Origin of the sequence: Effusibacillus dendaii, assembly GCF_015097055.1 — a bacterium.
In the GTDB taxonomy this organism is placed as follows: Bacteria; Bacillota; Bacilli; order Tumebacillales; family Effusibacillaceae; genus Effusibacillus; species Effusibacillus dendaii.
In genome coordinates, this window is record NZ_AP023366.1 from 1,734,445 (window position 1) to 1,758,984 (window position 24,540).

At 48.9% G+C, this 24,540-nt stretch carries 22 protein-coding genes and 1 pseudogene; 8 read left to right on the forward strand and 15 right to left on the reverse strand.

Annotation, left to right across the window (positions count from 1 at the left end; translation table 11 throughout):
- Window positions 1-162: 162 nt before the first annotated feature.
- Window positions 163-1,056: an MBL fold metallo-hydrolase gene (locus skT53_RS09445; protein WP_200756266.1), complete on the reverse strand. Its 894-nt coding sequence runs from the start codon at window positions 1,054-1,056 to the stop codon at window positions 163-165.
- A gap of 124 nt (window positions 1,057-1,180) precedes the next feature.
- On the opposite strand from skT53_RS09445, the gene skT53_RS09450 reads away from it, so the two are divergent.
- Window positions 1,181-2,800: a long-chain fatty acid--CoA ligase gene (locus tag skT53_RS09450; RefSeq protein WP_200756268.1), complete on the forward strand. Its 1,620-nt coding sequence runs from the start codon at window positions 1,181-1,183 to the stop codon at window positions 2,798-2,800.
- Between the two features lie 95 nt (window positions 2,801-2,895).
- Here skT53_RS09450 and skT53_RS09455 read toward each other — a convergent pair whose 3' ends face one another.
- Window positions 2,896-4,131, reverse strand: coding sequence for an MFS transporter (locus tag skT53_RS09455; protein WP_200756270.1), 1,236 nt, complete (start codon window positions 4,129-4,131; stop codon window positions 2,896-2,898).
- A 174-nt stretch (window positions 4,132-4,305) separates the two neighbouring features.
- Between skT53_RS09455 and skT53_RS09460 the strand changes: the two genes are divergently transcribed.
- The 3 genes from skT53_RS09460 (at window position 4,306) to skT53_RS09470 (ending at window position 7,255) form a co-directional block, all read left to right on the forward strand.
- Window positions 4,306-5,277, forward strand: a complete 972-nt coding sequence (locus tag skT53_RS09460; RefSeq protein WP_200756280.1) for an NAD(P)H-dependent flavin oxidoreductase — start codon at window positions 4,306-4,308, stop codon at window positions 5,275-5,277.
- 159 nt (window positions 5,278-5,436) lie between these two features.
- Window positions 5,437-6,114, forward strand: a complete 678-nt coding sequence (locus tag skT53_RS09465; RefSeq protein ID WP_200756286.1) for a 3D domain-containing protein — start codon at window positions 5,437-5,439, stop codon at window positions 6,112-6,114.
- Window positions 6,115-6,217: 103 nt separating this feature from the next.
- Window positions 6,218-7,255 (forward strand): DGQHR domain-containing protein, encoded by a 1,038-nt coding sequence (locus tag skT53_RS09470; RefSeq protein WP_200756288.1) that lies wholly within the window; start codon window positions 6,218-6,220, stop codon window positions 7,253-7,255.
- 43 nt (window positions 7,256-7,298) lie between these two features.
- Here the strand turns inward: skT53_RS09470 and skT53_RS09475 are convergent, their stop codons facing one another.
- Complete coding sequence (locus skT53_RS09475; protein WP_200756290.1) at window positions 7,299-8,834, reverse strand: NAD(P)H-hydrate dehydratase; 1,536 nt, start codon at window positions 8,832-8,834, stop codon at window positions 7,299-7,301.
- 12 nt (window positions 8,835-8,846) lie between these two features.
- The gene (locus skT53_RS09480; protein ID WP_200756292.1) at window positions 8,847-9,947 is read right to left on the reverse strand and encodes an alpha/beta hydrolase; all 1,101 of its coding nucleotides are present in this window, start codon (window positions 9,945-9,947) and stop codon (window positions 8,847-8,849) included.
- A 76-nt stretch (window positions 9,948-10,023) separates the two neighbouring features.
- Between skT53_RS09480 and skT53_RS09485 the strand changes: the two genes are divergently transcribed.
- The gene (locus skT53_RS09485) at window positions 10,024-10,524 is read left to right on the forward strand and encodes a glycoside hydrolase family 18 protein (RefSeq protein WP_200756294.1); all 501 of its coding nucleotides are present in this window, start codon (window positions 10,024-10,026) and stop codon (window positions 10,522-10,524) included.
- A 101-nt stretch (window positions 10,525-10,625) separates the two neighbouring features.
- Complete coding sequence (locus skT53_RS09490) at window positions 10,626-10,757, forward strand: glycoside hydrolase (RefSeq protein ID WP_200756296.1); 132 nt, start codon at window positions 10,626-10,628, stop codon at window positions 10,755-10,757.
- A 118-nt stretch (window positions 10,758-10,875) separates the two neighbouring features.
- Here the strand turns inward: skT53_RS09490 and skT53_RS09495 are convergent, their stop codons facing one another.
- From skT53_RS09495 to skT53_RS09525, 7 genes and pseudogenes are all read right to left on the reverse strand, one after another.
- A complete protein-coding gene (locus skT53_RS09495; protein ID WP_200756298.1) occupies window positions 10,876-11,328 on the reverse strand; it encodes a CvfD/Ygs/GSP13 family RNA-binding post-transcriptional regulator in 453 nt (150 codons plus the stop codon).
- Window positions 11,329-11,427: 99 nt separating this feature from the next.
- Window positions 11,428-12,183, reverse strand: a complete 756-nt coding sequence (locus skT53_RS09500; protein WP_200756300.1) for an SDR family NAD(P)-dependent oxidoreductase — start codon at window positions 12,181-12,183, stop codon at window positions 11,428-11,430.
- 161 nt (window positions 12,184-12,344) lie between these two features.
- Window positions 12,345-13,790 (reverse strand): NAD(P)/FAD-dependent oxidoreductase, encoded by a 1,446-nt coding sequence (locus skT53_RS09505; protein ID WP_200756302.1) that lies wholly within the window; start codon window positions 13,788-13,790, stop codon window positions 12,345-12,347.
- Between the two features lie 328 nt (window positions 13,791-14,118).
- Window positions 14,119-14,851, reverse strand: a pseudogene (locus tag skT53_RS09510) (glycosyl hydrolase family 18 protein); the annotation flags it as partial.
- Between the two features lie 883 nt (window positions 14,852-15,734).
- Window positions 15,735-16,514, reverse strand: coding sequence for an ABC transporter ATP-binding protein (locus tag skT53_RS09515; RefSeq protein ID WP_200756305.1), 780 nt, complete (start codon window positions 16,512-16,514; stop codon window positions 15,735-15,737).
- 22 nt (window positions 16,515-16,536) lie between these two features.
- Window positions 16,537-18,054 (reverse strand): carboxypeptidase M32, encoded by a 1,518-nt coding sequence (locus skT53_RS09520; protein WP_200756307.1) that lies wholly within the window; start codon window positions 18,052-18,054, stop codon window positions 16,537-16,539.
- A 51-nt stretch (window positions 18,055-18,105) separates the two neighbouring features.
- The gene (locus skT53_RS09525; RefSeq protein WP_200756310.1) at window positions 18,106-18,624 is read right to left on the reverse strand and encodes a hypothetical protein; all 519 of its coding nucleotides are present in this window, start codon (window positions 18,622-18,624) and stop codon (window positions 18,106-18,108) included.
- A 136-nt stretch (window positions 18,625-18,760) separates the two neighbouring features.
- Here skT53_RS09525 and skT53_RS09530 point away from each other — a divergent pair, with 136 nt between their 5' ends.
- Together skT53_RS09530 and skT53_RS09535 are read left to right on the forward strand one after the other, a co-directional pair.
- Window positions 18,761-19,213, forward strand: coding sequence for a YlbF/YmcA family competence regulator (locus skT53_RS09530; RefSeq protein ID WP_200756312.1), 453 nt, complete (start codon window positions 18,761-18,763; stop codon window positions 19,211-19,213).
- A 181-nt stretch (window positions 19,214-19,394) separates the two neighbouring features.
- A complete protein-coding gene (locus tag skT53_RS09535) occupies window positions 19,395-20,012 on the forward strand; it encodes a TVP38/TMEM64 family protein (RefSeq protein WP_200756314.1) in 618 nt (205 codons plus the stop codon).
- A gap of 189 nt (window positions 20,013-20,201) precedes the next feature.
- On the opposite strand, the gene skT53_RS09540 is transcribed toward skT53_RS09535, so the two are convergent.
- From skT53_RS09540 to coxB, 4 genes are all read right to left on the reverse strand, one after another.
- Window positions 20,202-20,834 (reverse strand): hypothetical protein, encoded by a 633-nt coding sequence (locus skT53_RS09540; protein ID WP_200756316.1) that lies wholly within the window; start codon window positions 20,832-20,834, stop codon window positions 20,202-20,204.
- Between the two features lie 30 nt (window positions 20,835-20,864).
- The gene (gene cyoE, locus skT53_RS09545) at window positions 20,865-21,821 is read right to left on the reverse strand and encodes a heme o synthase (RefSeq protein ID WP_200756318.1); all 957 of its coding nucleotides are present in this window, start codon (window positions 21,819-21,821) and stop codon (window positions 20,865-20,867) included.
- Window positions 21,822-21,898: 77 nt separating this feature from the next.
- Window positions 21,899-23,545 (reverse strand): cytochrome c oxidase subunit I, encoded by a 1,647-nt coding sequence (gene ctaD / locus skT53_RS09550; protein WP_200756320.1) that lies wholly within the window; start codon window positions 23,543-23,545, stop codon window positions 21,899-21,901.
- Between the two features lie 29 nt (window positions 23,546-23,574).
- Complete coding sequence (gene coxB, locus skT53_RS09555) at window positions 23,575-24,513, reverse strand: cytochrome c oxidase subunit II (RefSeq protein WP_200756322.1); 939 nt, start codon at window positions 24,511-24,513, stop codon at window positions 23,575-23,577.
- Window positions 24,514-24,540: the final 27 nt, after the last annotated feature.

The following is a 24,540-nucleotide window of genomic DNA, read 5'->3' on the forward strand; positions in this document are numbered from 1 at the left end:
GCGAATCGTGCAGGCTGGCTGCTTACAAAACAAAAAGCCAGCCAACCGCAAGCAAACGACTGCGGTCGAACTGGCTCGACATCCGTGTTTTGCTTCTCGGCGGAGAAGTCTGACAGATGCAACAGTTCCGAATTTCGTTACTGTTATCATATTGCGTTTCTATCAGGTTGTAAAGTAGATATCTTCCTGCCGGTCGATCCGCCCCGATTTTTGCAGTCGTTCCAGGTGTTTTTCAATCATGATCTGTTCAAACATCCGGCTGATCGCAACCGGTTCCGGATGACGCCGGTAAAACGGTTTCTGATCCACCAAATCATCCAGTCGGATACCGCTGCCAATTTGTTCGATGAGCAGTTCATCACGCTGGTTGATCATATCCATGTAAGCAATCAGACGTTCATTCAATCCCTCTGTCACCACCTCTTGCAAGTGACAGGAGATATAGATTTTGGGTTTGATTTCCATAACTTTTTCGATCGAGCGAATCGTCTCGTCAATGTCCGACCCCGGATTGCCATACCAGGGTCCGAACCGCGACAGATCTATGTCAGCTCCCAGCAGCATGCCGCTTTCCTCGTGCCAAAACAAGGTATGGCCAACCGAATGGCCTGGCGCATAGATCGCTTGCAGCACCGTTTTTCCAAATGAAATCTTGTCGCCGTCCGCCACGGTCCCATCCACTTTGCGGGGACGGTAGCCTAAACGCGTTGCAAATTTTTTCGCCTCTTCATATCCAAACCGGATCGTATCGTTAAAACGGAAAAAGTTTTCCCAGTCCTCCATTACATAAGCTTCCGCTTCCGGCACCCATAACTCCGCATCAGGAAACAGGTGGTCATAGTTCGTATGATCCGGGTGCAAATGGGTATGGACAATCCTATCGATATTCGCCAATTCACCGGTTTGAATTCTTTCCTGCAATTGTTGTCCGGCTCCCGTATCGATCAACGTTTGGATGTCGTCATTGATATACAAGGTGTTACAGCATTTTAAACCTGGAAACTGCGGATTGGTGCCCACAATTAGCTCGATCGTATCTGTGATTCGTATCCCCATTATAGCTCCTCCCTGTAAATAGTAGTATCGCATAACAAAGATTTCTATTGCAAATTCTTCGAATCTACCTCAATATGAATTTAGAAAACTGATAATATTGCTTTAAATATGGAGGGGAAACGTCATGATGAATCATCAGTTGACGCTTCGTACGATGTTGGAACGGGCAGAGAAAATTTTCCCTGCAAAGGAAATCGTATCAAGAACGTTAAGCGGAATCTTTCGTTACACATATGCGGACTACGCCAGCCGCACCCGCCGTTTGTCCAGCGCTTTGGAATCGCTTGGGATTAAAAAAGGAGACAGAGTCGGCACATTTGCTTGGAACAATCACCGCCACCTGGAAGCCTATTTTGCTATTCCTTGTATGGGCGCCGTTTTGCATACCATCAATATCCGATTGTCCAGTGAGCATATCGCATATATTGCAAACCACGCGGAAGATAAAGTACTTCTGATCGATGAGGATTTGGTGCCGATCATTGAAAAAATCAAGGATCAATTGAAAACGGTTACCGCATACGTGATTATGACGGACAAACCGGAACTGCCCGCGACCAGCCTGTCACCCGTCTATTCTTATGAACAGTTGTTGGCACAAAGCGACGATGGTTATCAATACCCCGATCTGGATGAACAAACACCAATGGGCATGTGTTATACATCTGCCACGACCGGTAATCCGAAAGGGGTTGTCTACACCCACCGCAGTACTTACATGCACAGTATGACACTTGGCTTGGCCGATACCATGGCGCTTTCCGAATCGGATACAGTCATGCCGATTGTTCCCATGTTCCATGTCAATGCATGGGGTATGCCGTTTGCTTCCGTCTGGTTTGGCTCCAAACAGGTACTGCCCGGTCAGGCCCCCACACCTGACGTTTTGCTTGATTTGATTGAGCAGGAAAAAGTTACCATTACAGCAGGCGTCCCAACGGTTTGGCTGGGTGTTTTGCAACTGCTTGAAAAAGGGGATCGTACACGTAACGTTTCCAGCCTGCGGGCCGTTGTTTGTGGCGGTTCTGCCGCTCCGCGCGGAATTATCCAAACATATGAGGAAAAATACGGAATTCCGTTCCTGCATGCGTACGGCATGACCGAATCGAGTCCCGTCGTAACCGTGTCCCGCCTGAAAAGCTATCAGCAGGATCTTCCCTACGAGCAAAAACTGGATATTCGGGCAAAACAAGGCCTTCTGGTGCCCGGTTTGGAAGCTCGCGTGTACGGCCAAAACGGCGATGTGAAATGGGACGGCCAAGAAATGGGAGAACTGTGGCTGCGCGGCCCCTGGATTGCCGATGAGTACTATAAAGACGAGCGAAGCAAAGAAACATTTGTTGATGGTTGGTATCATTCTGGCGATGTGGCGGTCATCGATTCGGAAGGCACAATAAAATTGGTCGACCGTACAAAAGACCTGGTGAAAAGCGGCGGCGAATGGATTTCTTCCGTTGATTTGGAGAACGCTTTGATGGCTCATCCAGCTGTCTTTGAAGCAAGCGTCATCGGCGTACCGCATCCGAAATGGGATGAACGCCCGCTGGCATTTGTGGTCTTGAAAGAAGCATACAAAGGAAAAGTGGAAAAAGAGGAATTTTTCAGCTACCTGCAAGAACGGTTCGCAAAATGGTGGGTACCGGACGATGTCGTGTTCATCGAGGAAATCCCCAAATCGTCTGTCGGCAAGTTTCTGAAACGGACGCTGCGCGACCAATACGTCGACTATCTGACAAAATCCTAAAAACCTGGCTTTCGGCCTAGCCTCGACCGCAAAACGAAAAGAACTGCCCGCAGCGTGCCCATACAGCGCCTCGTCGGCAGTTCTTTTTTCTTCACTTATACTTCTCTCTGATATTCTGTTCTACCTACAGGGATGGGAGAGTGAGCCGGCGGACGCAATCTCATCGCGAATGGCACGGCGATCAGAAACATCAGTGCGGCAAACAAAAACGCACTGGGGAAACCGCCCACCCGATCAATCAAATAACCGGCGATTCCGGGTCCCAACAGCTGTCCTACCGCGAAAAACACGGTCACATATCCAAGTGACGCTCCCATAAAAACGGGACGCACCTGATCGGTTGAGGATGCCTGTATCAGGGAAAGCATACCGCCAACAGTAAATCCGATAATAATTTGAGACGTCAAGAATCCTAAAAAACCGGGAGCCAGAACAGGGATTAACATCCCGACCGTCGTGATTGCCAAACCAACTACCAACGCCAGCCTCCTGCCAATTTTATCAGAAACATATCCCCATACTGGCCCGCTGGTAATCGAAATCAACCCTCCCAACGCGACGATTTGCCCTGCTGCTGCCGGGTCGATTTGCCGTTCAACCATAAATCCGAACAAAAATGTCATGCAAACCATATAGGGCAGCCCGTTAAAAAAGTAAATCACTGCAACGAGCAATACTTCCTTTTTCTTGTATACTTCACGAAAAGCATCCTGCCTGGTCACTCCTACCCTTTTCTGCAGCTCTGGCGGGTTGCGGAGAATCACTGCCGCCAGCAGAGTGATGCAGCAGGCAATCAGACCGAACAAGATCCATGGCACTCGCCATCCCCACCGTGGGAACGAATCGATCAAAAATGGAATCAGGTAGCCATTCAACAGACTTCCAATCCCCGCTCCGCTGCCTATAAATCCGATCACGACACCTCTTTTATTGGGAAACCACCCCACCAACAGCGCCACGAGAGGAGTAAAGATCATCGCCGTACCGACACCTGCCAGAAGCATCATCGTGAAGCTCCATGCATAGAAGGACAGCAGACCAAGCCCCAACAAACTGAGACTGACCAAAGTACTGCCCCATAAAACGACCCGCTTCGCCCCCCATTTTGCCGTCATTGCGCCAGCAAACATTACCATGCTGAGATAACCTGACGCTGTGGCAGTTCCTAACAACCCCGCCTGTCCGTAGGAAAGCCGCATATCGTTCATCATAAACGGCATGATGACCCCGTAAGCAAACCGCGCAAAACCTAATGCAGCCACATTCAGCAGTATCCCAACAATCACGAACCACCAACTGGCGGCCCTATTGTCTCCTGTCAAATTGCTCATCGTCTCCCTCCCGCCCGCGCTTCCACTGCGTTCTGATCATCTGTAAAAAATGAATAAATGCTCATTTATTTTATGTTCCTGAATATTCGATCATGTTTTTTGAACTCCTCCCCGTTTTTTCAGAAAAGTTTGTGTTATGATCGAACTATCCGGATTGAGGAGGAGAACGGAAGAATGCAGAACCGTGTTTGTGAACTGTTAAACATTCGTTACCCGGTAATTGAAGGCGGTCTCGCTTATGTGGGAAACGGAGCTCTTGCAGCAGCCGTATCCAACGGGGGCGGCTTCGGACAGGTCGGCGTGGCCGGTCGCTCCGTCGACAATTTTAAAGAAGAGGTACATATTGCGGCCGAATCAACCGACAAACCGTTCGGGGTCAATCTGCCGCTGAGTGAGCACTCTGACATCACGCGTTACGTAGAAGCCATCTTGGAAGTAAAGGATTCCATCAAGGCGGTCAGCATTTCAGCCGGCAACCCGAAGCCACTGGTTCCGCTTTTTAAACAAGCAGGCCTGAAAGTCATGATCATGACCGCTTCCATAAAGCATTCGTTGAAAGCGCAAGAGTTGGGAGCTGACCTGATTGTTTGCGAGGGATTTGAGGCAGGTGGACATAACAGTCCGCTGGAAATGACCTTATTCACGATTCTGCCGCAAGTCACACGGGCTGTAACGGTGCCGGTTGTAGCTGCCGGAGCCATTTCAAACGGACAGGGCGTCGCCGCCGCTTTTGCATTGGGGGCAGAAGGTGTCCAACTGGGCACCCGATTCGTCGCGACAAAAGAATGCCAGGCGCATGACAATTACAAACAAATGCTGCTTGCTGCCAAAGATGACGCGACAGTCGTGCTGGAGCGAAGTATGGGACGTGTCTTGCGCGTATTGAAAAATCCGTTTGCTGAAAAAATCGTTGAATTTGAAAAATCGAATCCGACCGTTGAAGAGCTGCTCCCTTATATTCGAGGCACAAACAACCGTGTGGCGGCCATTGAAGGGCGGGTCGAGGAAGGCTGGATGAACTGCGGACAAGGTGTTGGCATGATCAACTCCATTGAAAGCGCGACAGACGTCGTGAAGAATCTGATGCAGGAAGCACAGGATGTGATTGCTTCTCTGCAACGGATCAACCCCTTGTTCCAACCCTAGCTCAACCTGCCCCGGCCGGCAAAGGGGTTCACCCTATCCTGACTGTGCACAAAATGCTGGACTTCGGTCTAGCATTTTTCTTTTTTTTCGTTGCAAGGTTTATATTCTTCCAAATCGGTTAACTCTAGTGAATGTAATACCAATGTGGGAGGAGAAACCATGAAAACGAAAAAAACGTATTTACTTGCCTTGCTTGTGTTGATGGCCAGTCTGTTTCTGCCCTCGTCGATAACATTGACACAGGCAAAAGATGTGTGCGATTGCCATAAACAATCGCTGCAGTCCGCTCTTGCATCCCGTTCCGGTTTTTCAACTTGGCAAAACAAGGAGCCTTTTGTTTCGCATCAAATCAAGGCTGGGGATACCCTATCCGGCTTGGCCCAACTTTATGGCACAGATATCGCAACCCTGATCGCCATGAACAGTGTTACAGATCCTCGCGCTTTACAAATCGGTCAAACGCTGACAATCCCCAAATCGTTAAAACAACAGCAAATTCCGGCTGTGATGAGTACTGATAAAATTATGAATTTCAATTTGACTGCTTACACAGCGGGACCGGAGTCTACCGGCAAATATCCGGGCCATCCGGGATACGGCATTACATCAACAGGCACACGAGCTACAGAAGGACGCACCATTGCCGTTGACCCACATGTCATTCCGTATGGCACAAAGGTCTATATTGAGGGCGTTGGCATCCGCACAGCAGAAGATACGGGCGGTGCAATCAACGGCAACCGAATTGACGTATATATGGAGGATCTCGGACAAGCCCTCCGATTCGGGGTCAAGAAAAATGTGCGCGTCTATGTACTTTCATCTCCGAATGGATAAAAGGTTTTAGCATGCTAGTTTTTGGACAATATGATAAATGCAGTTAATCGTCATATAGTAAAGATACACACTTCCATTTGACAACCAGAAAGGAGAAAACCGTATGATCACAATTGAAAACGTGATCCGCTCGGAGCAGAAGGGGCGGATCATCTACCAGGGAAATTTGATGTCCCAGCATGCAGACGCCCTCTCGACGATCCCTTTGTATAACCACCCGGACGGAACCGGGTACCAAAGACCGTTTGACAGCAACCGCGCGTTGGCGTACGCCCATTACCTGGAACAACCCAATGCCTGCTTAACACCCATTATCTTGAATGCGGACGGAAAATGGACATTCGAACCTTACGAGGGTTCGACCAATTTCGGACGGTTGGTCTGTCAAGGACCAGCACGAGTAATTGACGGCCAGCATCGGTTAGGGGGAATTGACAAGTTTCACCGTCAACTGCTGCACGAAACCTCTTTACCCGTTCCGTTTCTCGCGTTTCATGTACTGTATCCGGAAGAAGAAATGTCGATTTTTGATACCATTAATACGAATCAAGTAGGTCTGACGAAATCTTTACTTGTTTACTTGAAAAGAGACCGCGAAGAATATGCACGGATCGCAATCGACCTTGCGGAACGCAGCGATTCCCCATTTTACAATCTGGTTGTCGTGGTCACCAAGAAAACGACCGACCGACCGTTTACGCTCGATCATTTAAAACGCGCTTGCGAAATGATTCTGACAGCCAGTCCGTTTGAACAGCTGAGCATCGAACAGAAGCGGCTTGCAATCACCATTTATTTTCGGGAAATCAGCCGCGTTTTTGAAGAAGCCTGGCATTCCAAAACGGCGTTTAAACTGCGCAGTGTAATGGGATTGTTAAGCTGCGCCGCTGTCGGCCGCAATATTCTGGAAGCCGCTTGGAATTCGGAACAGGGCTGGTTTGACGAAGGGGAAATTAAACGGCTGGTTTGGAAAATGCACACGTTCGACTGGTCCCGCACCGGCCAAATCCGCTATGCATCCGGTATCCCCGGTCAGCGGTACGTATCGCAGGTACTCCATTATATGGTGTTTGAGACGCCTATTAAAGCGAAAGAACCCATGCCAGCACCGAAATTTAACATAGAAGAGCAAGTCGGTTAGCATTCAGACCGGGTACCGCTTACGAAACGGCGCACCCGGTTTTTTATGTGAGAAAATGGATCAGATCCCCTGCCAAAAGGGCGTTTTGCCCGATTTTTTCTGCCGCCTGATCACCTGCCCGGCCATGCAGCCAGACACCCAAGCAGGCAGCCTGCTTTGCTTCATGTCCTTGTGCAAGTAACCCCGCGATCAGACCGGCCAATACATCGCCCATACCGCCTGTGGCCATTCCAGGATTGCCTGTAGTATTCACAAAAGCGGTTCCGTCCGGAGTGGCAATGACTGTTTGCGCCCCTTTCAGCACTAACGTCACACCGAATTCCACTGCATATTGTGTGGCGGTCCCAATCCGGTCTGCTTGGATTTCCCGCACGGACAGATTCATAAGTCGGCTCATTTCTCCCGGATGCGGAGTCAGGACGGTCGCCGCCTGACGGCGCGGCCACTTTTGCAGATGATCGGCGAGCATGTTCAACCCATCCGCATCAATCACCAACGGACAGGCAGCCCCCTCCCAGAGCGCCTTCATCCAGTCAAAGTCTTCTGAAAATCGGCCAATGCCAGGCCCGATCACCACCGCCTGTTTGCCTTCCATCAGTGCCAGAAGCTCATGCGGGGACACAGCCGACCAATCGCCTCTTTTCTCATCGGCAACCCCCGCCAGCATGGCTTCCGGTACATGCCCGATCAACGATTCCAGCAGATGGTCTGGCACAGCCCAAGTGACCAGCCCGCAGCCGGAGCGAAGTGCCGCTTTTGTACATAAGATGCCGGCTCCGCTCATGCGCCGCGATCCTGCCGCCACCAGCACATGTCCATACGTTCCTTTATGCGTATTTGGTTGGCGCGGTCTTGCGGGATCGACACCCAATCGTTCCCGCAGCGTGTGTTCATATAACAAAAACGTTTTGACACCGAGTTGATCCGCCAATCCGGCGGGAATTCCGATCGGAACCACGGTCAATTGTCCGGCCGCCCCGATTCCCGGTTGCTGCACCAGACCCCTTTTTGGAAATGCAAACGTGATCGTATGTTCGGCCCGTATACAGGGAGCGTTCAGCGATCCATTGTCCGCGTCCAGTCCGCTTGGAATATCGACTGCCAAAATCGGCAGACCGCTCTTGTTCGCCTCCCGAATCAAAGCGGCATACGGCCCGCGCGGGGCTCCTTTGCTGCCAGTCCCAAGCAAGCCATCCAGCACCGCATCAAAACGCTGCCATTCGATCGTATCCGGTTGATACAACTGGCAGGAAATCCCCAATCTGACAGCGATATCCCGCTGTACCGCCGCATCTCCCCGCAATGTTTCGGGCGGCTCCGCATAGACAACTTCGGCATGATGCCCCCACTCAGCCAGATGTCTGGCGGCCACCACTGCGTCCGCTCCATTGTTTCCCTTGCCGGCCAGAATCAGCCAACGCCCTTTCCGATCCGCTCCCGCCCGTTTGGCAAAATAGTCGGCTGCCACCCGGGCCGTTTCCCGCCCCGCATTTTCCATCAGGACAAGCGCCGGGATGCCGATTTTGTCAATCGTATGATGATCCAGTTGCCGCATCTCTTGTGAGGTTACTACGTGCATATCTGTACTCCTTTATGAAAATTCAGCCGGTACCTGATTGCTCCGCAAAATGATCCGCAGCGTAGAGTTTAGTGTGGCCGGGTCACGCGTAAAGGAACTGTGGTTCACCGCATGACTCACCAGTTCGATATGCTTCCCTCCATATGGAAAACGCTGCGTTTGCGGATTCTTCTCCGCCAGGATCCAGACGGCTTTGCCAGCAGACAGTAAATTTTGCAAAACGGTGCTCGTTTTCGCGTGTTTTTGCATGCCGAGAATCGGGCAATCCCCGCTTTGCGCTTCAAATCCCGAACTGACCAAATACAAAATCGATTTGCGGTAGTAAGGAACTGTCGGATCTTCCCGTTCCAGTTCATCACTTAAAGTATACAGGAAAAATCGTCTCAACAGGTGGCGTTCGATCGCCCGCGCGTAGGATTCCTCAAACAGCTTAACCGTGCAGGCGGGCGCGTATAAACTGCAGGTTCCGATTTTCAGATGGAGGTAGAGGTTTATCTTTTTCTCCAACAATTGTTTCAAAAACGAAGCCAGTACAATGGAACCGGCGCTGTGCCCTACCAAGTGCAGTTCCGCCTGCACGTTCATCTTGCGAAGCGCCTGCGTCAGCAACGTAAAAAACCGCCAACCGCCGCCATCAGCAAATACCTTTTCGGCGCGCCGTTTCATCATCTCCCACGGTTCAGGAAACAAACGGGCGACCTCTTCCAATATTTCATCGATCAACGGTTCCCCGTCGGAAATCAACTCCAGTCGGTTGTTCTTCATCAGCGTCAAATGTTCACCGATTATCTCTTGCAGCGAAGACTGCCAAATGAAAAAAACCGGATAAATTCCATTTGCCAAAAACATTTTATGGTGAGTTCTCGTCAGCTCCCCCGCCTCGTTTTCGGTCACCAAAGCGCCATGACAATAAAACAGCAGCCGATTGGGGCCCGGTGTACTGCGAAAATAAGCGAGTATCGAGCGTACAATCTGTTTCAACTGCGCTTCTGAGCTTTGGAAAATTCCCGTCCTGGAAAGCCGCCCGTCCTCTTCCGTATTGACCACAAATGAACTGAGATCGACAAAATCGGGCGACGGTTCGTTGCGTCTCCGTGCAGACCGTCGAATCATGCGCTCACCTCATATTACGGGTTTTATTGCATTCTATTCGTCTGCCGGAGGAAAAAGCCTCCTGGTTTCGCTTATTATGTCTATTCCGTTGTCAACTGGAAACATTTTTGCATTGTGGCAAAGCTGGAAAGTGAGTACGATCTTATTACCAAAATCTACTCCGGGTGATAACGATGAAACGTACTGCAGCAGTTTTCGGCGGCCTGCTCGTAGCAGGCAATTTGATAACGACACCTGTCGCCCCGATGAAGCGGTCTCCCGCGCACAAGCTGCCGTTGTGATCAATCGCATTCTCCACCACATGCCGAAAACGGTAATGGGCTATACGGTGAATTTTTCTCCCTCTGATACGCTTTCCTACCACTCGGTGCAAACGTACGGTTCGAATTTGGCGCAAACTGCCATATTCGGCTACACGTATGACGCATCAGGCAATCTGATTCAACAAGGCAACCAGGATTCCACCCTCCAAGAGTCCCTGCAGCAAAAAATCATGCCTGAACTGTCGATTAACAACCAGTACAATTCCACGCTGGCCGGCAATCTATTATCCAACCAAACGGCGCAAGAGAACTGATCCAAAATTAGCAAGCGGAGCTGCGCAATAAAAACTATGCTGCAGCAAAGGAAACCACATACACGTATACCGATTCACAAAACATATCCCACACGGTCTGGATGGAAGATCATCAAAGTCTGTATTACAAACTGGATCTTGTTGCCCGTTACGACATTCGAGGCATCGGCATCTGGCGGCTCGGACTGGAAGACGCCCCGTTTCGGGACACGATTGCCAATTGGCAGAAGTAAAAGACAGACATTGGGGAAGAACGTAAAAAGCTGTTCCCCCAGCAGATAAATTGCTGAGAGGAACAGCTTTTTTTAGTGCACCAAAGGCTTGGCGAAAGCCAAGTTTTCTTTAGAAGGATTAGCGATTATTTTTTTTGTTCAAAGTAGCCAAATTTTCTTCGCTATGCTTAAGCCATTTTTTCAATTGATCCTCAAACGTATTGAAACGTTCGCGCGAATCGTTGCGATTGACGTTCGACCGTTCATTGCGGCCCCCACCAAAATTGCCCCCTTCACGGCGGCGATTTTCTCGCGGTTGGCGACGTTCTGTGGTTGTTTCCGGCTTTGGCATGGCTTCTTTAATAGAAAGAGAGACCTTGCCCGTTTCCGGATCGATCGACATCACTTTCACCTGTACCGTATCACCGACCGATAAATGGTCGCTCACTTCTTTTACAAAGCTGTGAGCAATCTGCGAAATATGAACAAGACCCTGTTGGGATTCGTTGATTGCCACGAAAGCGCCGAACGGTTTGATTGAGGTGACTTTCCCCTCAATAATGCTGCCTACTTCAACCGATGTTGTTGACATTTAAACACTCCTTAAGATGGTAAATAGATGGCCGTTTTGCATACTTGTATAGTATACCCTTTCCTGCCCGGGAAGGGAAGCCCAATTGTGTATGGTTTTTTAACCCCAGCCACCGGCAAATTTGATCACTTCTCCGCAGAAGAAATCAGAATCGTCGGACGCCAGAAATACGGCCAGTTTCGCTGATTCTTCCCCCCTCGCCAAGCGGCCGAGGGGTATGTTTTTCGTGATTTTTTTCAGTATGTCCGGATTGCCAATCAATTCATTCGGAAAATAGGCCGGATTTTCCACATAGTTTTGTGCAATCGCGTTGACCTGAATATTGTAGCGGGCTACTTCCTTGCCAAGCGCTTTCGTAAATCCATTTGCGCCCGCCCTGGCAGCCGAATAGGGCGTATACTTGGGAAGACCGACAATTCCGGCGGCGGAAGTGACATTGACGATTTTCCCCTTCTGTTTGTCTATCATATATGGCAACGCTGCTTTTGTTGTATAAAACAGTTCCGTCATCAGCGCGTGAATCATCGAATCCCATTCTTCATCCGATGTTTCACAAAGCATTGTCCCAGACCCGGGATTGTGAACGTTTACGTTGACCAGCACATCCAGCCGTCCCCGTTCTTCCACAAGTTTTGCGATATGCGTCGCGGCAACTCCCCTTGCTCCAAAATCGGCCTCTATCACCTGCACACCCTCCAGCTGCGCCCCATGACTGGCAAGCTGTTCTTTCGCCGCCGCAAACTGCCTGGACTGCAGAATCACGGTCGCCCCTTCTTTCTGAAACTCGGCCGTAATCGCGGGGCCCATATAATCTCCGCAGTTGGTGATCAGGCAAATTTTATCTTTCAACTTCATTTTGTTCCCCCCTTTCCCATCGTCCAAATAATCGCTCCCACAGTTGTGTATATACACTTTCTACAAAATAAAAGAGAATCCTTTTGTCTTCCATACCGATCAGGTATTTCCGACAAGCGGATTCTCTCCACTCCCTATTTTATTCGTTATGCGATCACTCGCTAACGTATGCCAGTAATATAACGGGCCACATGTACACCGGCCGCTGATGCCTGCGCCAGTCCACGCGTAATTCCGGCGCCGTCACCGACCGTGAACAGTCCTTTGATATCCGTTTCAAACTTGTCGTTCATGCGGGGACGGGCGCTGTAAAATTTGGCTTCCACCCCGTAGAACAACGTATGCTCCGACGCGATGCCGGGCGTTACCCGGTCCAACGCTTCCATCATTTCGATCAGCGATTTCATCGAATTATACGGCAGTACCAGCCCCAGATCGCCGGGTACCGCTTCTTTTAGTGTCGGTTCGATAAATCCTTCCCGAATCCGGTTTTCCGTTGACCGCCTGCCTTTTAAAATGTCGCCATACTTTTGAACGATCACCGAACCGCTCGACAGATCATTGGCGCGGCGGCTGATTTCTTTTGCATATTCGATCGGCTTGTCGAACGGTTCCGTAAATGTATGGGAAACCAGCAGCGCAAAATTCGTGTTCGGACTGCCGAGCGCCGGATCTTTGTAAGAATGGCCGTTGGCTGTCATCACGCCCGAATGGTTCTCGACCACCACATGACCGCTCGGATTCGCGCAAAATGTGCGTACACGCGTTCCCACCGATGTGTTGAAAATAAACTTTGCTTCATACAGATGCTCGTTTAATTCTTGCATGATCACGTTTGATGTTTCGACACGCACGCCGATATCGACCTGGTTATTCGTCATCGTTACGCCACGCTTCTTCAATAACGATGCAAGCCATTCCGAACCGTCCCGGCCCGGTCCGATGATCACCTGATCGGCATGGAGCTCTTCGCCGTTTTTTAAACGAACGCCCGTGACACGGTATGATTTATGTTTTGTTGTACTGCCCGGCAATTCTTCCGTCAAGATATCGTCCACAAACGTTTTAAAACGCGTTTCAATTTTATTTTCCAGCGTGCCAAATATATTCTGCAGGATTTTCAAATTTTCTTCCGTTCCCAAATGGCGGACACGCGCTTTCAACAGTTTCAAGCCGGCTGCCGCTGCGCGCCGTTCAATGGAAGCCACCGCTGGCGTTGTCGGATCGGTAATAATCGTCGTTGCACCATGTTCGAGGTTGATCCGATCCACATACTCGATCAGTTCCAGCACCTTGGAAGGGGCCAGATAGTCCTGCATCCAGCCGCCAAACTCGGTCGTCAGATTAAATTTTCCGTCACTGTATGCGCCTGCCCCACCCCACCCGGCAGTAATCGAACAGGCGGGCAAGCACCCGGCATACTCTTTCATCTTGGTGGGCGGCGGGCACTTCGTTAATTTTCCTTCCAAAATCGGACAGTTCCGATTGAAAATGTTATGTCCCTTGTCAATCAGGATCACTTTCAGCTGCGGATTCAGCAAGGTAAGTTCATACGCGGCAAAAATACCGCTGGGACCGGCGCCGACAATGATTACATCGTATTTCATGCACATTCCCCTTTGATGTCGATTGTCTCCGATTGAACCTAAACGTTCATAGTTCGGATTTCGGGGGTTCAGAGTCCCTGTAACAATCTATCAAAAATTGATTCAAATATCAATTACGAACATTATCTATTTTGAAAAACAGGTTTGTCCGGGAACGAAAAAGCACTTCATTTGACAGGAAGCGTAAGCGAGGAGCGTGGGAGTTGCGTAGAAGTTATTTTGTTGTCTATGAAATCATAAATTCAAGGATGGGTAAATATCACCCGTTCTTATTCAAGGGGAATCGTCTAAGACTATATACCTGAGTCCGCTGTCAATCCAAACAACTCCACACCTCGTGCCTGCGGCCCTGTCGATCCGTGTACCGAAAAAACGGGGACTGAACAACTGGGTCATACTGGATCTCCACATTATATTGAACAGCCCGTCGGATCGCTTCCTGCATACTGAATGTCTCCGCCTCCTGGCCCCGAACGTACGGAAGCAGCCAAATCTCTTGCGTATAACTGGAAGCCCATAAGTATTTTGTTGCGGGAGAATGACGGTCACTGCATAATCAAGGCCCCTCCTGATTTGGTTAAGCGGCGATATCGCCTGAGGAGGCCCTAACCGGTAGCCCCATTCATATGTCATGAGAACCACAAAAAATTAACAATCTGTCCATGTGCCGCACAATCGTGCGCCTCATAGAGCAATCCCCTTTGTTCCGCGCTTGTTTGGGGAGCCAATGCAGACGATACAAAAAATCCGTTTTCATGCAACCGCGCTACAGCCCGTCGAAGGAATTGATTGTACAGCTCACGATCTGCCGGGAACACATTTTCGAAATCGACATTTAAACCACGATACCCTTTGCTTCTCATCGTATTGATAATATTGGTCAACAGCCTATCTTGCAATTCCGGACCGGCAAGAATGGCATGTGCAAGATGCGAACCAGGATCGGTTGGCGAAAAATTCGTAATCGACATCATAGGTACCACACGATTCGTTAAAGCGGCCTCAATAAGCGGCTGATCATTGAGAGGAGACAAGCTTCCATCTTGTTGTATTCGGTGAGCAATAAAAAGAACGGTGTCGGGATTAGCCAATTTAATAAAGATTCAGCGTCACGTTTCGATCCGGTCCAAAACAATCAGAAATGTCATTCCAAATGATCCGTGAATCCTTTTGCTGGGAATTGAAATTTTTACTGAAATAAAAAGGACTCAATTGAATCCAACTCCCCCAAGTATAAGAATAAGTCCATGATTCTTACCACGCGCTATTAAAAAATTTTTCATATGACGGTATGTCTCCTTGGATAATTGTGCTAATGTTTGGTGGTCTGTACTATTGCAGGTTGTTGGCTAAAGTCAAGTTTTGTTAGACTAATCTGCCCTTTAAATGTTCTGTCCCTATTATGTCTCGCTTAATCATTACCTCCCTCCAGATTCCGATAAAATATTCTACAGAAGAGTGTCTGAGAGGAGAGATACGTATTCCAAACTACGAAACGTTTTGGATTTTATTGTGATCGTTTTGTATTCGCCATCTGTTTTCGTATGTGAATATATGGACTACCACTTCCAATGGGCATACTTGTATATCTTTGTATTGATAACTCCGCCGCTGCTTCTAAGCTACCTGCCTCCGCTATTAGCGGCAAATGTTCTTGCAATATTGGTTTCCTATTTATTAGCCTTAAACTATTTGGGTCCTGAAACCTATTATTGTTTTAAGCCAGCAACCGCCTCCACTCTATCTATGATTGTCCCTCTGCTTTTCCTTTTGGTTCAAAGCGGGATCTTTCTTGTACTATCAACAATCAAAATTTTGACTGCAAAATTGAAAGACAGAAGTAAGTAAAGGCAGCCGGTTTTTTCCCTAGTTGCCTTATGGAAACAAAGAAAAAACTGACACGTTCTTGTGTCGGTTATCCTTTAAAAGCTGACTTCGCGCCAACTATCTGGAAATCCGAATCCATGGACGCTCCTCTTCCCAGTTGACAGAGACCGAGAGATCAAACGTACGGCCTACGTTTTCTCCTGTCAGAATGTCTTGTTTGGGTCCTGCCGCGACAATCTGACCGTCTTTTAACAACAGCGCATGCGTGAAAACGGGCTGGATTTCTTCGATATGATGCGTTACATACAGCATCGTCGGAGCGGATGACAGGCTGCCCATTTTTTGAATCTCGCCAAGCATTTGCTCTCTCGCTTTGATATCCAACCCGTAGCAGGGTTCGTCCAAAATCAGCAGCTTCGGTTCGGACAGCAGCGCCCTCGCGTAGAGCACCTTCTGTTTTTCCCCTTGCGAAAGAGTCCCGAAGCGTTTTTCCGCCAAATAGTCACAGCCGAGCTGCGAAAGCAAACCGTATGCTTTGTCTCGGACAGCCGGGTCGACTTTTTCCCATAATCCTATTGAAGCGTACTTGCCGCTGACTACCACGTTCACCGCCGTTTCTGTCCGATGCATCTCGTCGCGCAGCGCCGCGCTCAGCCAGCCAATCTGTTTGCGCACTTCGCGCAGTTCGCATTCCCCGTACTTGTTGCCGATCACTTCGATTTGCCCTTTGGTCGGCCATTCGTACCCGGTGATCATTTTAAGCAGCGATGTTTTCCCGGAACCGTTCAGTCCAATGATGGCCCAATGCTCGCCCGCACGCACCTGCCAGTTAATATCCTGCAAAATTTGCTTGTCTTCTCTTACCCATGATAAGTTTTGTACATTGATGACCTGCATGATTTCTCCCCATCCTCTGTTGTTACAAATCGTATACCTCTGTGTATTTCGACTGTAAATAGTTGACCAGATACCGTGCGTCAATTGATTCCCCGGTGACGGACGCCAAAATATCCTTCGGTTCGAGCAGCCTGCCGTACTTATGAATTTTATCGTTCAACCACGATTTTACAGCGGAAAACTCGCCCCGTTGAATCGCCTCTTTGTAATCGGGCATATCCCTCCGCAATGCGGCTTCAAACTGGGCAGCATATATGTTTCCAAGCGAATACGACGGGAAGTAGCCGAATGCGCCAAACGACCAATGCACATCTTGCAGCACTCCGTCCGAATCTGTTTGCGGAACGACTCCCAAATACTCTTTCATTTTATCGTTCCAGGCGCCAGGCAGATCGGCAACCTGCAAATCGCCTCCGATTAGCGCTTTTTCCAATTCATAGCGGACCATAATATGCAGATTGTAAGTCAGTTCATCCGCCTCCGTCCGGATCAGAGAAGGCTCTACCTGATTGACGGCACGGTAGAATTGATCAATCGAAACATCTGCAAACTGCGCCGGGAACATGTTGCGCAAATCGTCATAAAAATAGGTCCAGAATCCGAAACTGCGCCCAATCATATTTTCCATGAAACGGGATTGCGATTCATGAATGCCCATCGAAGCCCCTTCCGACAGAATCGTCCCGACCAGTTCCTTTCCGATGTTCTGTTCATAAATGGCGTGTCCGCCCTCATGAATCGTACTAAAAATGGCAAATCGGAAGTCGTCTTCCTGAAAACGGGTCGTAATTCGCACATCTCCCGGATTGAGTCCCGTGGCAAACGGATGTGCGCTTACGTCCAACCGGCCCGCTTCAAAATCATAGCCGATTTTTTTCAGTACGTGTTCGCTGAACCGCCGCTGGTCGTCGATCGGGAACCGTTGCCCGAAAAACGAAGTGTCCGTCTTCCTCCCTCTCTCCTGAATCGCCTGCAAAAGCGCCACCGACTGTGCACGCAGATCGGCAAATAAAGGGTCCAGGATGGCGACTGTAATACCCGGTTCATATTGATCAAGCAGGGTGTTGTAGGGGTGCTCCTGATATCCCCAGATTTCAATGAATCGCTTGGTGTAATCGACAATCTTTTCGAGATACGTTTGAAAATTGGCAAAATCGTTGTTATGACGGGCCTCTTCCCAAGCCGTTTCCGATTTTGAAGTGAGCACTACATATTCCTGATACAGGTCGGACGGAATCGAATGGCTCCGTTCGTATTCTTTTTTACACTCCCTGACCAGAGCGCGCGTCACCTCATCCAGTTGCTCATAGGCGCCTGTTTCTGACAAGCTGTCGATAAATTCTTTCATTTCGGCCGATACGCCCATTTTAAACAACTCAGTTGACAAGCTGCCAATCACTTCCGACCGCTGCCCCTGTCCCTTTTTGGGTGCTCCCGTTCGCAAATCCCAGCCTAGCACTGCGATCGCTTCCGAATAATCTTTCATTCGCCTTGTATAACTGCGGAATTGTTGGACGACTGTCTGCAGGTCTTTTGCCACGCTACCGCCCCCTTTTCAAAACGTTATTATTTTATCATATCCACAAAAAAATCAATACTGGATCGTTTGCGCTTTGCCTTTCCGGTATTCTGTCATGTACCGGATCGCCGCTTGCGCCAGCATGTCCGCTTCTTGCTGCGTTTTCGGCGCTGGACTGGTGTGTCCGAACCAGGTAGTGGTCTGCAAAATGTTCACTACAAACCAATCGCGGAATGTCTCCATTGCGGCATTCAGATCGGTGTACGGCAAATACCAGGTCTCACCTGTCAACTTGTTTCTCCACTGCGGCATGCCAAGCTGAACATAAATGCCTTCCATCTGATCGGCCAACAGCGCGGTCTGCACAAAGAATTCGTATTCGGAGGGGGCTTGAATATCAACCGCCAATTTCAAATCCAAACAGGCTGTCATGCTCTGCCCTTTGTCCCAGATGGGGATCGCCTGTACACCACCGTAAAACGGATCTTGCAAAGCCAGTTTTTCCAACTGTTCAAAAGGTCTTACAAATTCATAGGTGGCATGAAAACCGCGAACTCCCACCCAACCGACTGCCTGAATCACATCGACCATCGAACTCTTCCTCTCATGTGTGCATTTTTTCCAAAACAACCTGACAAACCAAATATCTTTATGGCTGTTTTTCGGTTATAATGATTCTATATCCTGTTCAAAATGGCAGGATTTTTTCATAAAGGAGGTGCCTGTTGTGAAGGATATTTCACTCGCCAGTCCTGTCGACCACCGCACTCTAATTTTGCAAAAAGCAGAACAGCTTGCGGCTCTTATTCAATCTACCGAAACTTTCAACCGCTATCAACAGGCGGAAACTAAAATAAATCGCCATGCCGATGCGCAGGCTCTTCTGTTTGTTGCCAGAGCCAAGCGCAACGCGTATTCCCAGACATCGCTTCGCCTCGGTTACGATCACCCGGCATCGATCAAAGCAAAACAGGAGTATGACGAGGTGCTGCAAAAGATCGAACAGATTCCTTTGATTGGAGAATATCAAAACAGTCAGGCGGATCTGAACGATCTTATGCAAGGCGTAGCGCGCACGATTATCAATACATTGTCATCCGACGTTTCTACCGAAATTTATGAAGCAGGACCGTCAGGTGCTGGCTGCAGCGGGAAATGCGGCAGCTGCAGAAGCCATTAAAGATTTAAAGAAAACTTGGCTTTCGCCAATCCCTTGGTGTAGGCGGAAGCCTAGTTGCCCTTATGTCGATAGGACAAAATCATATAATCCTATCGACGAACGAAGGTTCCCCTCTAATGGGAACCTTTATTTTACAATAAAAGCAGCATACCACACTAGGCATGAAAAAGGGGTTTTGACCTTGAATCGAAAATGGATAACCGTTTTGCTATGCATAGCCATTATAGCCGTGGGCTACTGGCAGAAAGATTTACTTATGTCAATGATTCGCGCTGGCGGGGCAATTGCGGTATTAGTTGCCATATTGCTTGTTGCAATCACCGTTTTTTTTCCGGTGGTTCCGTTTATCGTCATCGCGAGTGTAGTAGGAGACGTATTCGGTGCCTGGGCCGGCACGTTTATCACGTTAACAGGAGCGATGCTCGGTTCCCTCGTCATGTTTACAATGGCCCGTTATGGATTTCGCCAATGGGCGCAAAATTCTCTTGCAAAATACCCCAAGATCAAAGAGTATGAGCAATACTTTGAAAACAATGCATTCGCCAGCATCCTGTTTGTCCGTTTAGTTCCGGTTATCCCCACCCAAGCGGTCAACATCCTTTCCGGCGTCAGCCTGGTTTCCTGGTGGACATTTTTTGCCGCTTCCCTTTTAGGCAAGCTTCCTTCCAACCTGGTCTTTAACCTTGCGGGAAGCAGTTTCGGCCACAACAAATGGATGTCATTTATTATCTATGGTGCCTACTTTCTTGCCATTACAATCGCCGCTTTTGTCTATTTGCGAAAACGCCAATTTCGTTAAAAGTAGTTTAAAGTGGAATTAAAAAATCGGCGCCCTTCCTCGCATGCCGCGAGAAACAGGCCCGATTTTTTGGGGATATTACTTTTTGGTTGTCATTCGAGCCGAGAACCAGAAAGCCAAAAACAACAAACCGGTGAATGCAAACATTCCTAACGCAAACAGGATCAAATACATCGATTATCCCTCCTGTTACTTGACCAGCTGCTGCAGACGGGTTCCGCACCAATCTGCAAACTGACCAACCGATACCACATCGGTAATAATCAAAACAACGATGCCTGTAATAACCGCATACGTCCAAACAGCCATAGCGCCTGGAACCAATCGGCGAAGTGCTTTTCCATTCTGCGAATCACCGTACCAACCTACCGCCGCAATAAATCCCAGACTGACAAGTGCCGTAATGATCTGGAAAATCGTAATCGTCGCATTTATAGTTGTGATTGCCGCACCTGCTTGAAAGTATTTCACACACAGTTCAATCTGCAAAATCAGGTATGCCGTATAGAGAAGGGCACCAAACCCCATGGTTCCTAAAAACTTTTTATAGCTGCTGTTTCGGAACAAAATTCCGGCAATCATTAATACTACGGTAGTGACAATCAACACCAATGTGCTGATGTATGACAAATTTTTGATTTCATCGGGAAGTTGTACCCCGAACACCTGCGGGTTCCATCCACGGAGATATACGTTCGCTGCAACAAACGTACCCATCATGAACGTAAAAGAAGTTAGTCCTAACCACGCTGCGAGCTGTCCGTTATCTTTCGCACCAGGTCCCGGTTCCGGAAGCGGAATGGGATGATGATGAGTTGCCAATGCATGTCACTCCTTTCAAATGGATCACTGTCAGTTTGCGCTCACAATCATCATGACAAACAGAGTTGTCAGATAAATCAACGAATATACAAAGCTTTGCCTTGCCCATTTAATGTCATCTTTGGCAAAGAACCCTTGAACCGAAATAAACAAGTAACCAACTCCGAGAATCATGGCAACAATCAGATAGCTGAGACCTACTGCTCCCAATCCGTAAAGCAGCAGGGAGACAGGTACCATCGCCGCCACATAGCGAAGCGAATGGCGCTTGGTTACCTCGAAACCGTACAGTACGGGCAGCAACGGGATGCCGCCAGCCCGATAATCTTCGACTCGGCGAATTGCCAATGCCAAGAAGTGAGGCGGCTGCCACAGAAACATAAAGAAGAAAATCACCCAGGCGGTTGCGTCCAAACCGTTCGAAGCAGCCGCATATCCCATAAGCGGCGGAATAGCGCCGGAGATGCCCCCAATTACCGTACTGAGGGATGAAGTACGCTTTAACCACATCGTGTACACGACTACATACACAAAGAGCCCAATCAAGCCCAGCAAGGCACTCAGTACATTGGCGAAAGCGACAAGGATTGCGGTTCCGATAATGGCTAAGAAGAACCCAAACACAAGAACTTTTTTAGGCGTAAGGATACCCGTTGCAGTTGGACGCTGCCGCGTCCGTTCCATCTGCTGGTCAAGATCGCGGTCAATGTAATTGTTCAAGCTGGTTCCCGCCATAATCACCAGAGCCGTTCCGATCAAGGTCATAACCATCTTCAAAACCTGAAACGTTTCATCTGGATTTGCATGCAGAAAGGCTCTCCAGCCCAACCAAAATCCGCCAACAACGGCAATCATATTCCCCATTGTAATGCCGAGCTTGGTAACTGTCACATAATCACGCCAGGTACCGGTTCGGTTCACTTCGGAGAAAGGTCCTGGTTCCATGGCATGATTGGTCGACGGAGCGATATACATTTGTTGTTCCATTCGCTTTCCCTCCTGTTTTATTTGTCAGAACCGTCCGGTCCTGCGGGATAAGGTACTAAGGTAAGCATGACGTCACTTTATACGTTTACAGCGTTCTCATCATTCATTGCTTTCCACTCTTTTTTCGATACGCCGAACTCGTAAGGAATCGATGTTACCACCGGCAATTCAAGGAAGTTATGTTCCGGCGGCGGAGACGAAACGGTCCACTCCAGAGTTTGAGCTCCCCATGGATTGGCAGGTGCTTTTGCTCCTTTCCAAAGAGACACGGCCAAGTTGTAGAAAACAAGAATTGTGGCAAAACCAACCATAAAGGACCCCAATGTTTCCAACTGGTTCAATCCCAGCAGACTGGGCGTGTGGTTGTATGCGTACACACGGCGCTGCATACCGAGGTATCCGACAATGTGCATGGGGAAGAACGTCAGGTTCGTTCCGATAAAGTACAGCCAGAACGTCCATTTGCCCAATTTTTCATTGTACATGCGACCTGTTGCTTTCGGGTACCAATAGAACAAACCGGCAATAATAGCCATCATCGATCCGCCGAACAGAACGTAGTGGAAGTGTCCAACAACCCAGTACGTGTCATGCAAATGCAGGTCAATCGGCACCAACGCCAGAATCAAACCGGTCATACCGCCGATCGTAAACAGGAAAATGAATCCAAGCGATACAAACAGCATAGGGGTAGTGAACTCGATCGAACCCCGCCACATGGTAGAAACCCAGTTAAAGATTTTAATCGCCGTTGGAACTGCAATAATAAGCGATGTAACCATGAACGGAACCCCTTCAGATACCTGCATTCCGGCAGCAAACATATGGTGAGCCCACACAAGGAATCCCAACAGTCCAATTGCCAGCGAAGAATAAGCAATTGCATGATATCCGAACACCGGTTTGCGAGAAAACACCGGGATGATCTCCGAAACGATCCCCATTGCCGGGATGATCATTACATAAACGGCAGGGTGCGAATAGAACCAGAACAAGTGCTGGTAAAGCATCGGGTCGCCACCGGCAGCCACGTTGTAAAATATGGTTCCCATGTGACGGTCAAACAGCAACGTCGTCACTGCGCCTGCCAGCGCGGGCGTACCAAACAACTGAATGAACGAAGTAGCCAAAGACGCCCATACGAACAACGGCATACGGTTAAATGTCATACCGGGAGCCCGCATGTTAAAAATCGTAACAATAAAGTTGATAGCAGCCAGAATCGATGAGATTCCTAAAATATGCACAGCTGAGACCCAAAGATCCAGCCCGGCCCCTTTCGTCTCGATACTATAAGGAGGATAGGCGGTCCAGCCCACATCCGGCATGTTTCCCAACAGCGGGCTGACCATCAATACAAGGCCGCCCAACAGATAGAGCCAGTAGCTCAGTGCGTTCATGCGCGGGAAGGCCATATCGGCCGCACCGATCATGATCGGCACCAAATAGTTACCGAACGCCCCCGTTAATACCGGGATGACAAACAGGAAGATCATGATCGTGCCATGCATGGTGAAGAATTGGTTGAACGAATCAGGTTTCAATATCGCATCGTTTGGCATTGCCAATTGAGTACGAATCGCGAGAGCGGCCAGTCCGCCGAAAATCAAGAAGAACAAACCGGTAACCGCATACATGATGCCAATTTTTTTATGGTCGACTGTCAAGATCCAATCACGGTAAAAAGACCGGCGCCGCGGTGTTTCAACTGCAGCAGTAGACATGAGCTTTCTCACTCCTCTCAAGCGAATAATTATTTCAGGGTTTTCATGTACTCAATGATCGATTTCATCTGTTTATCATCCAGTTTGCCTGCGAAAGGCGGCATGGTCGGCTGGAATCCTTCAGGAACGGCTGAAGACGGATTGTTAATAACCTGTTCAATAAACTTATCATCCACTTTTACAGTAGAACCGTTCGTAAGTTTTTGGTCTTTGCCGTATAACCCTTTCCAAGACGGACCCACTTTGGTCGAACCGTCGATTGCGTGACATCCCAAACAGCCAAACTGTGTGGCCAACTTCTGCCCCGCTTGCGGTCCTTCTTCAGACGCTTTCTTCGCATCCGCCAGGAACTTTTCAAAATCGGCAGGCGTATCGCTTTGCAACTTGGCCAACATGTTGGTATGGTCCGCTCCGCAATATTCCGCGCAGATCACACGATACGTTTTGCCCGGTTCGAGCTGTGTATTCGTTAAATGGATTTCGGTCAAACGTCCCGGCACCGCATCCTGCTTAATACGCGCATCTGGAAGCCAGAAACTATGGATGACATCGGCAGATGTGATTTTCAGGACAACGTTTTTACCTTGCGGCACATGCAGTTCATTGATCGTGGAAGCACCGTTCGGATATGTAAACTCCCAAGACCATTTGCGTCCAGTGACTTGAATTTCATATGCATCGTTCGCAGATGCCGTTTGGATGTTATAAGTCAATTGGGTACTATAAATCCCAAATCCCACCAAGATTATCGCAGGAACCAATGTCCAGATAATCTCCAACCGAGTATTGCCGTGTACAGCCAGACCTTGCTGGTTCTTTTTCGTTCTTCTGTACTTCAGCAAGAAAAAGATTAGCAAAAACTCCACCAGAACAAATGCAACAACTGTCGTGGCGAGCATTACTAAGAAAAGAGAGTCCGTTTGTTTTGCTAATTGGGTAATGGACTCCGGCATCCAGTTCGTAGGCACGAATCTCCCTCCTGTTTGGAAATTGAT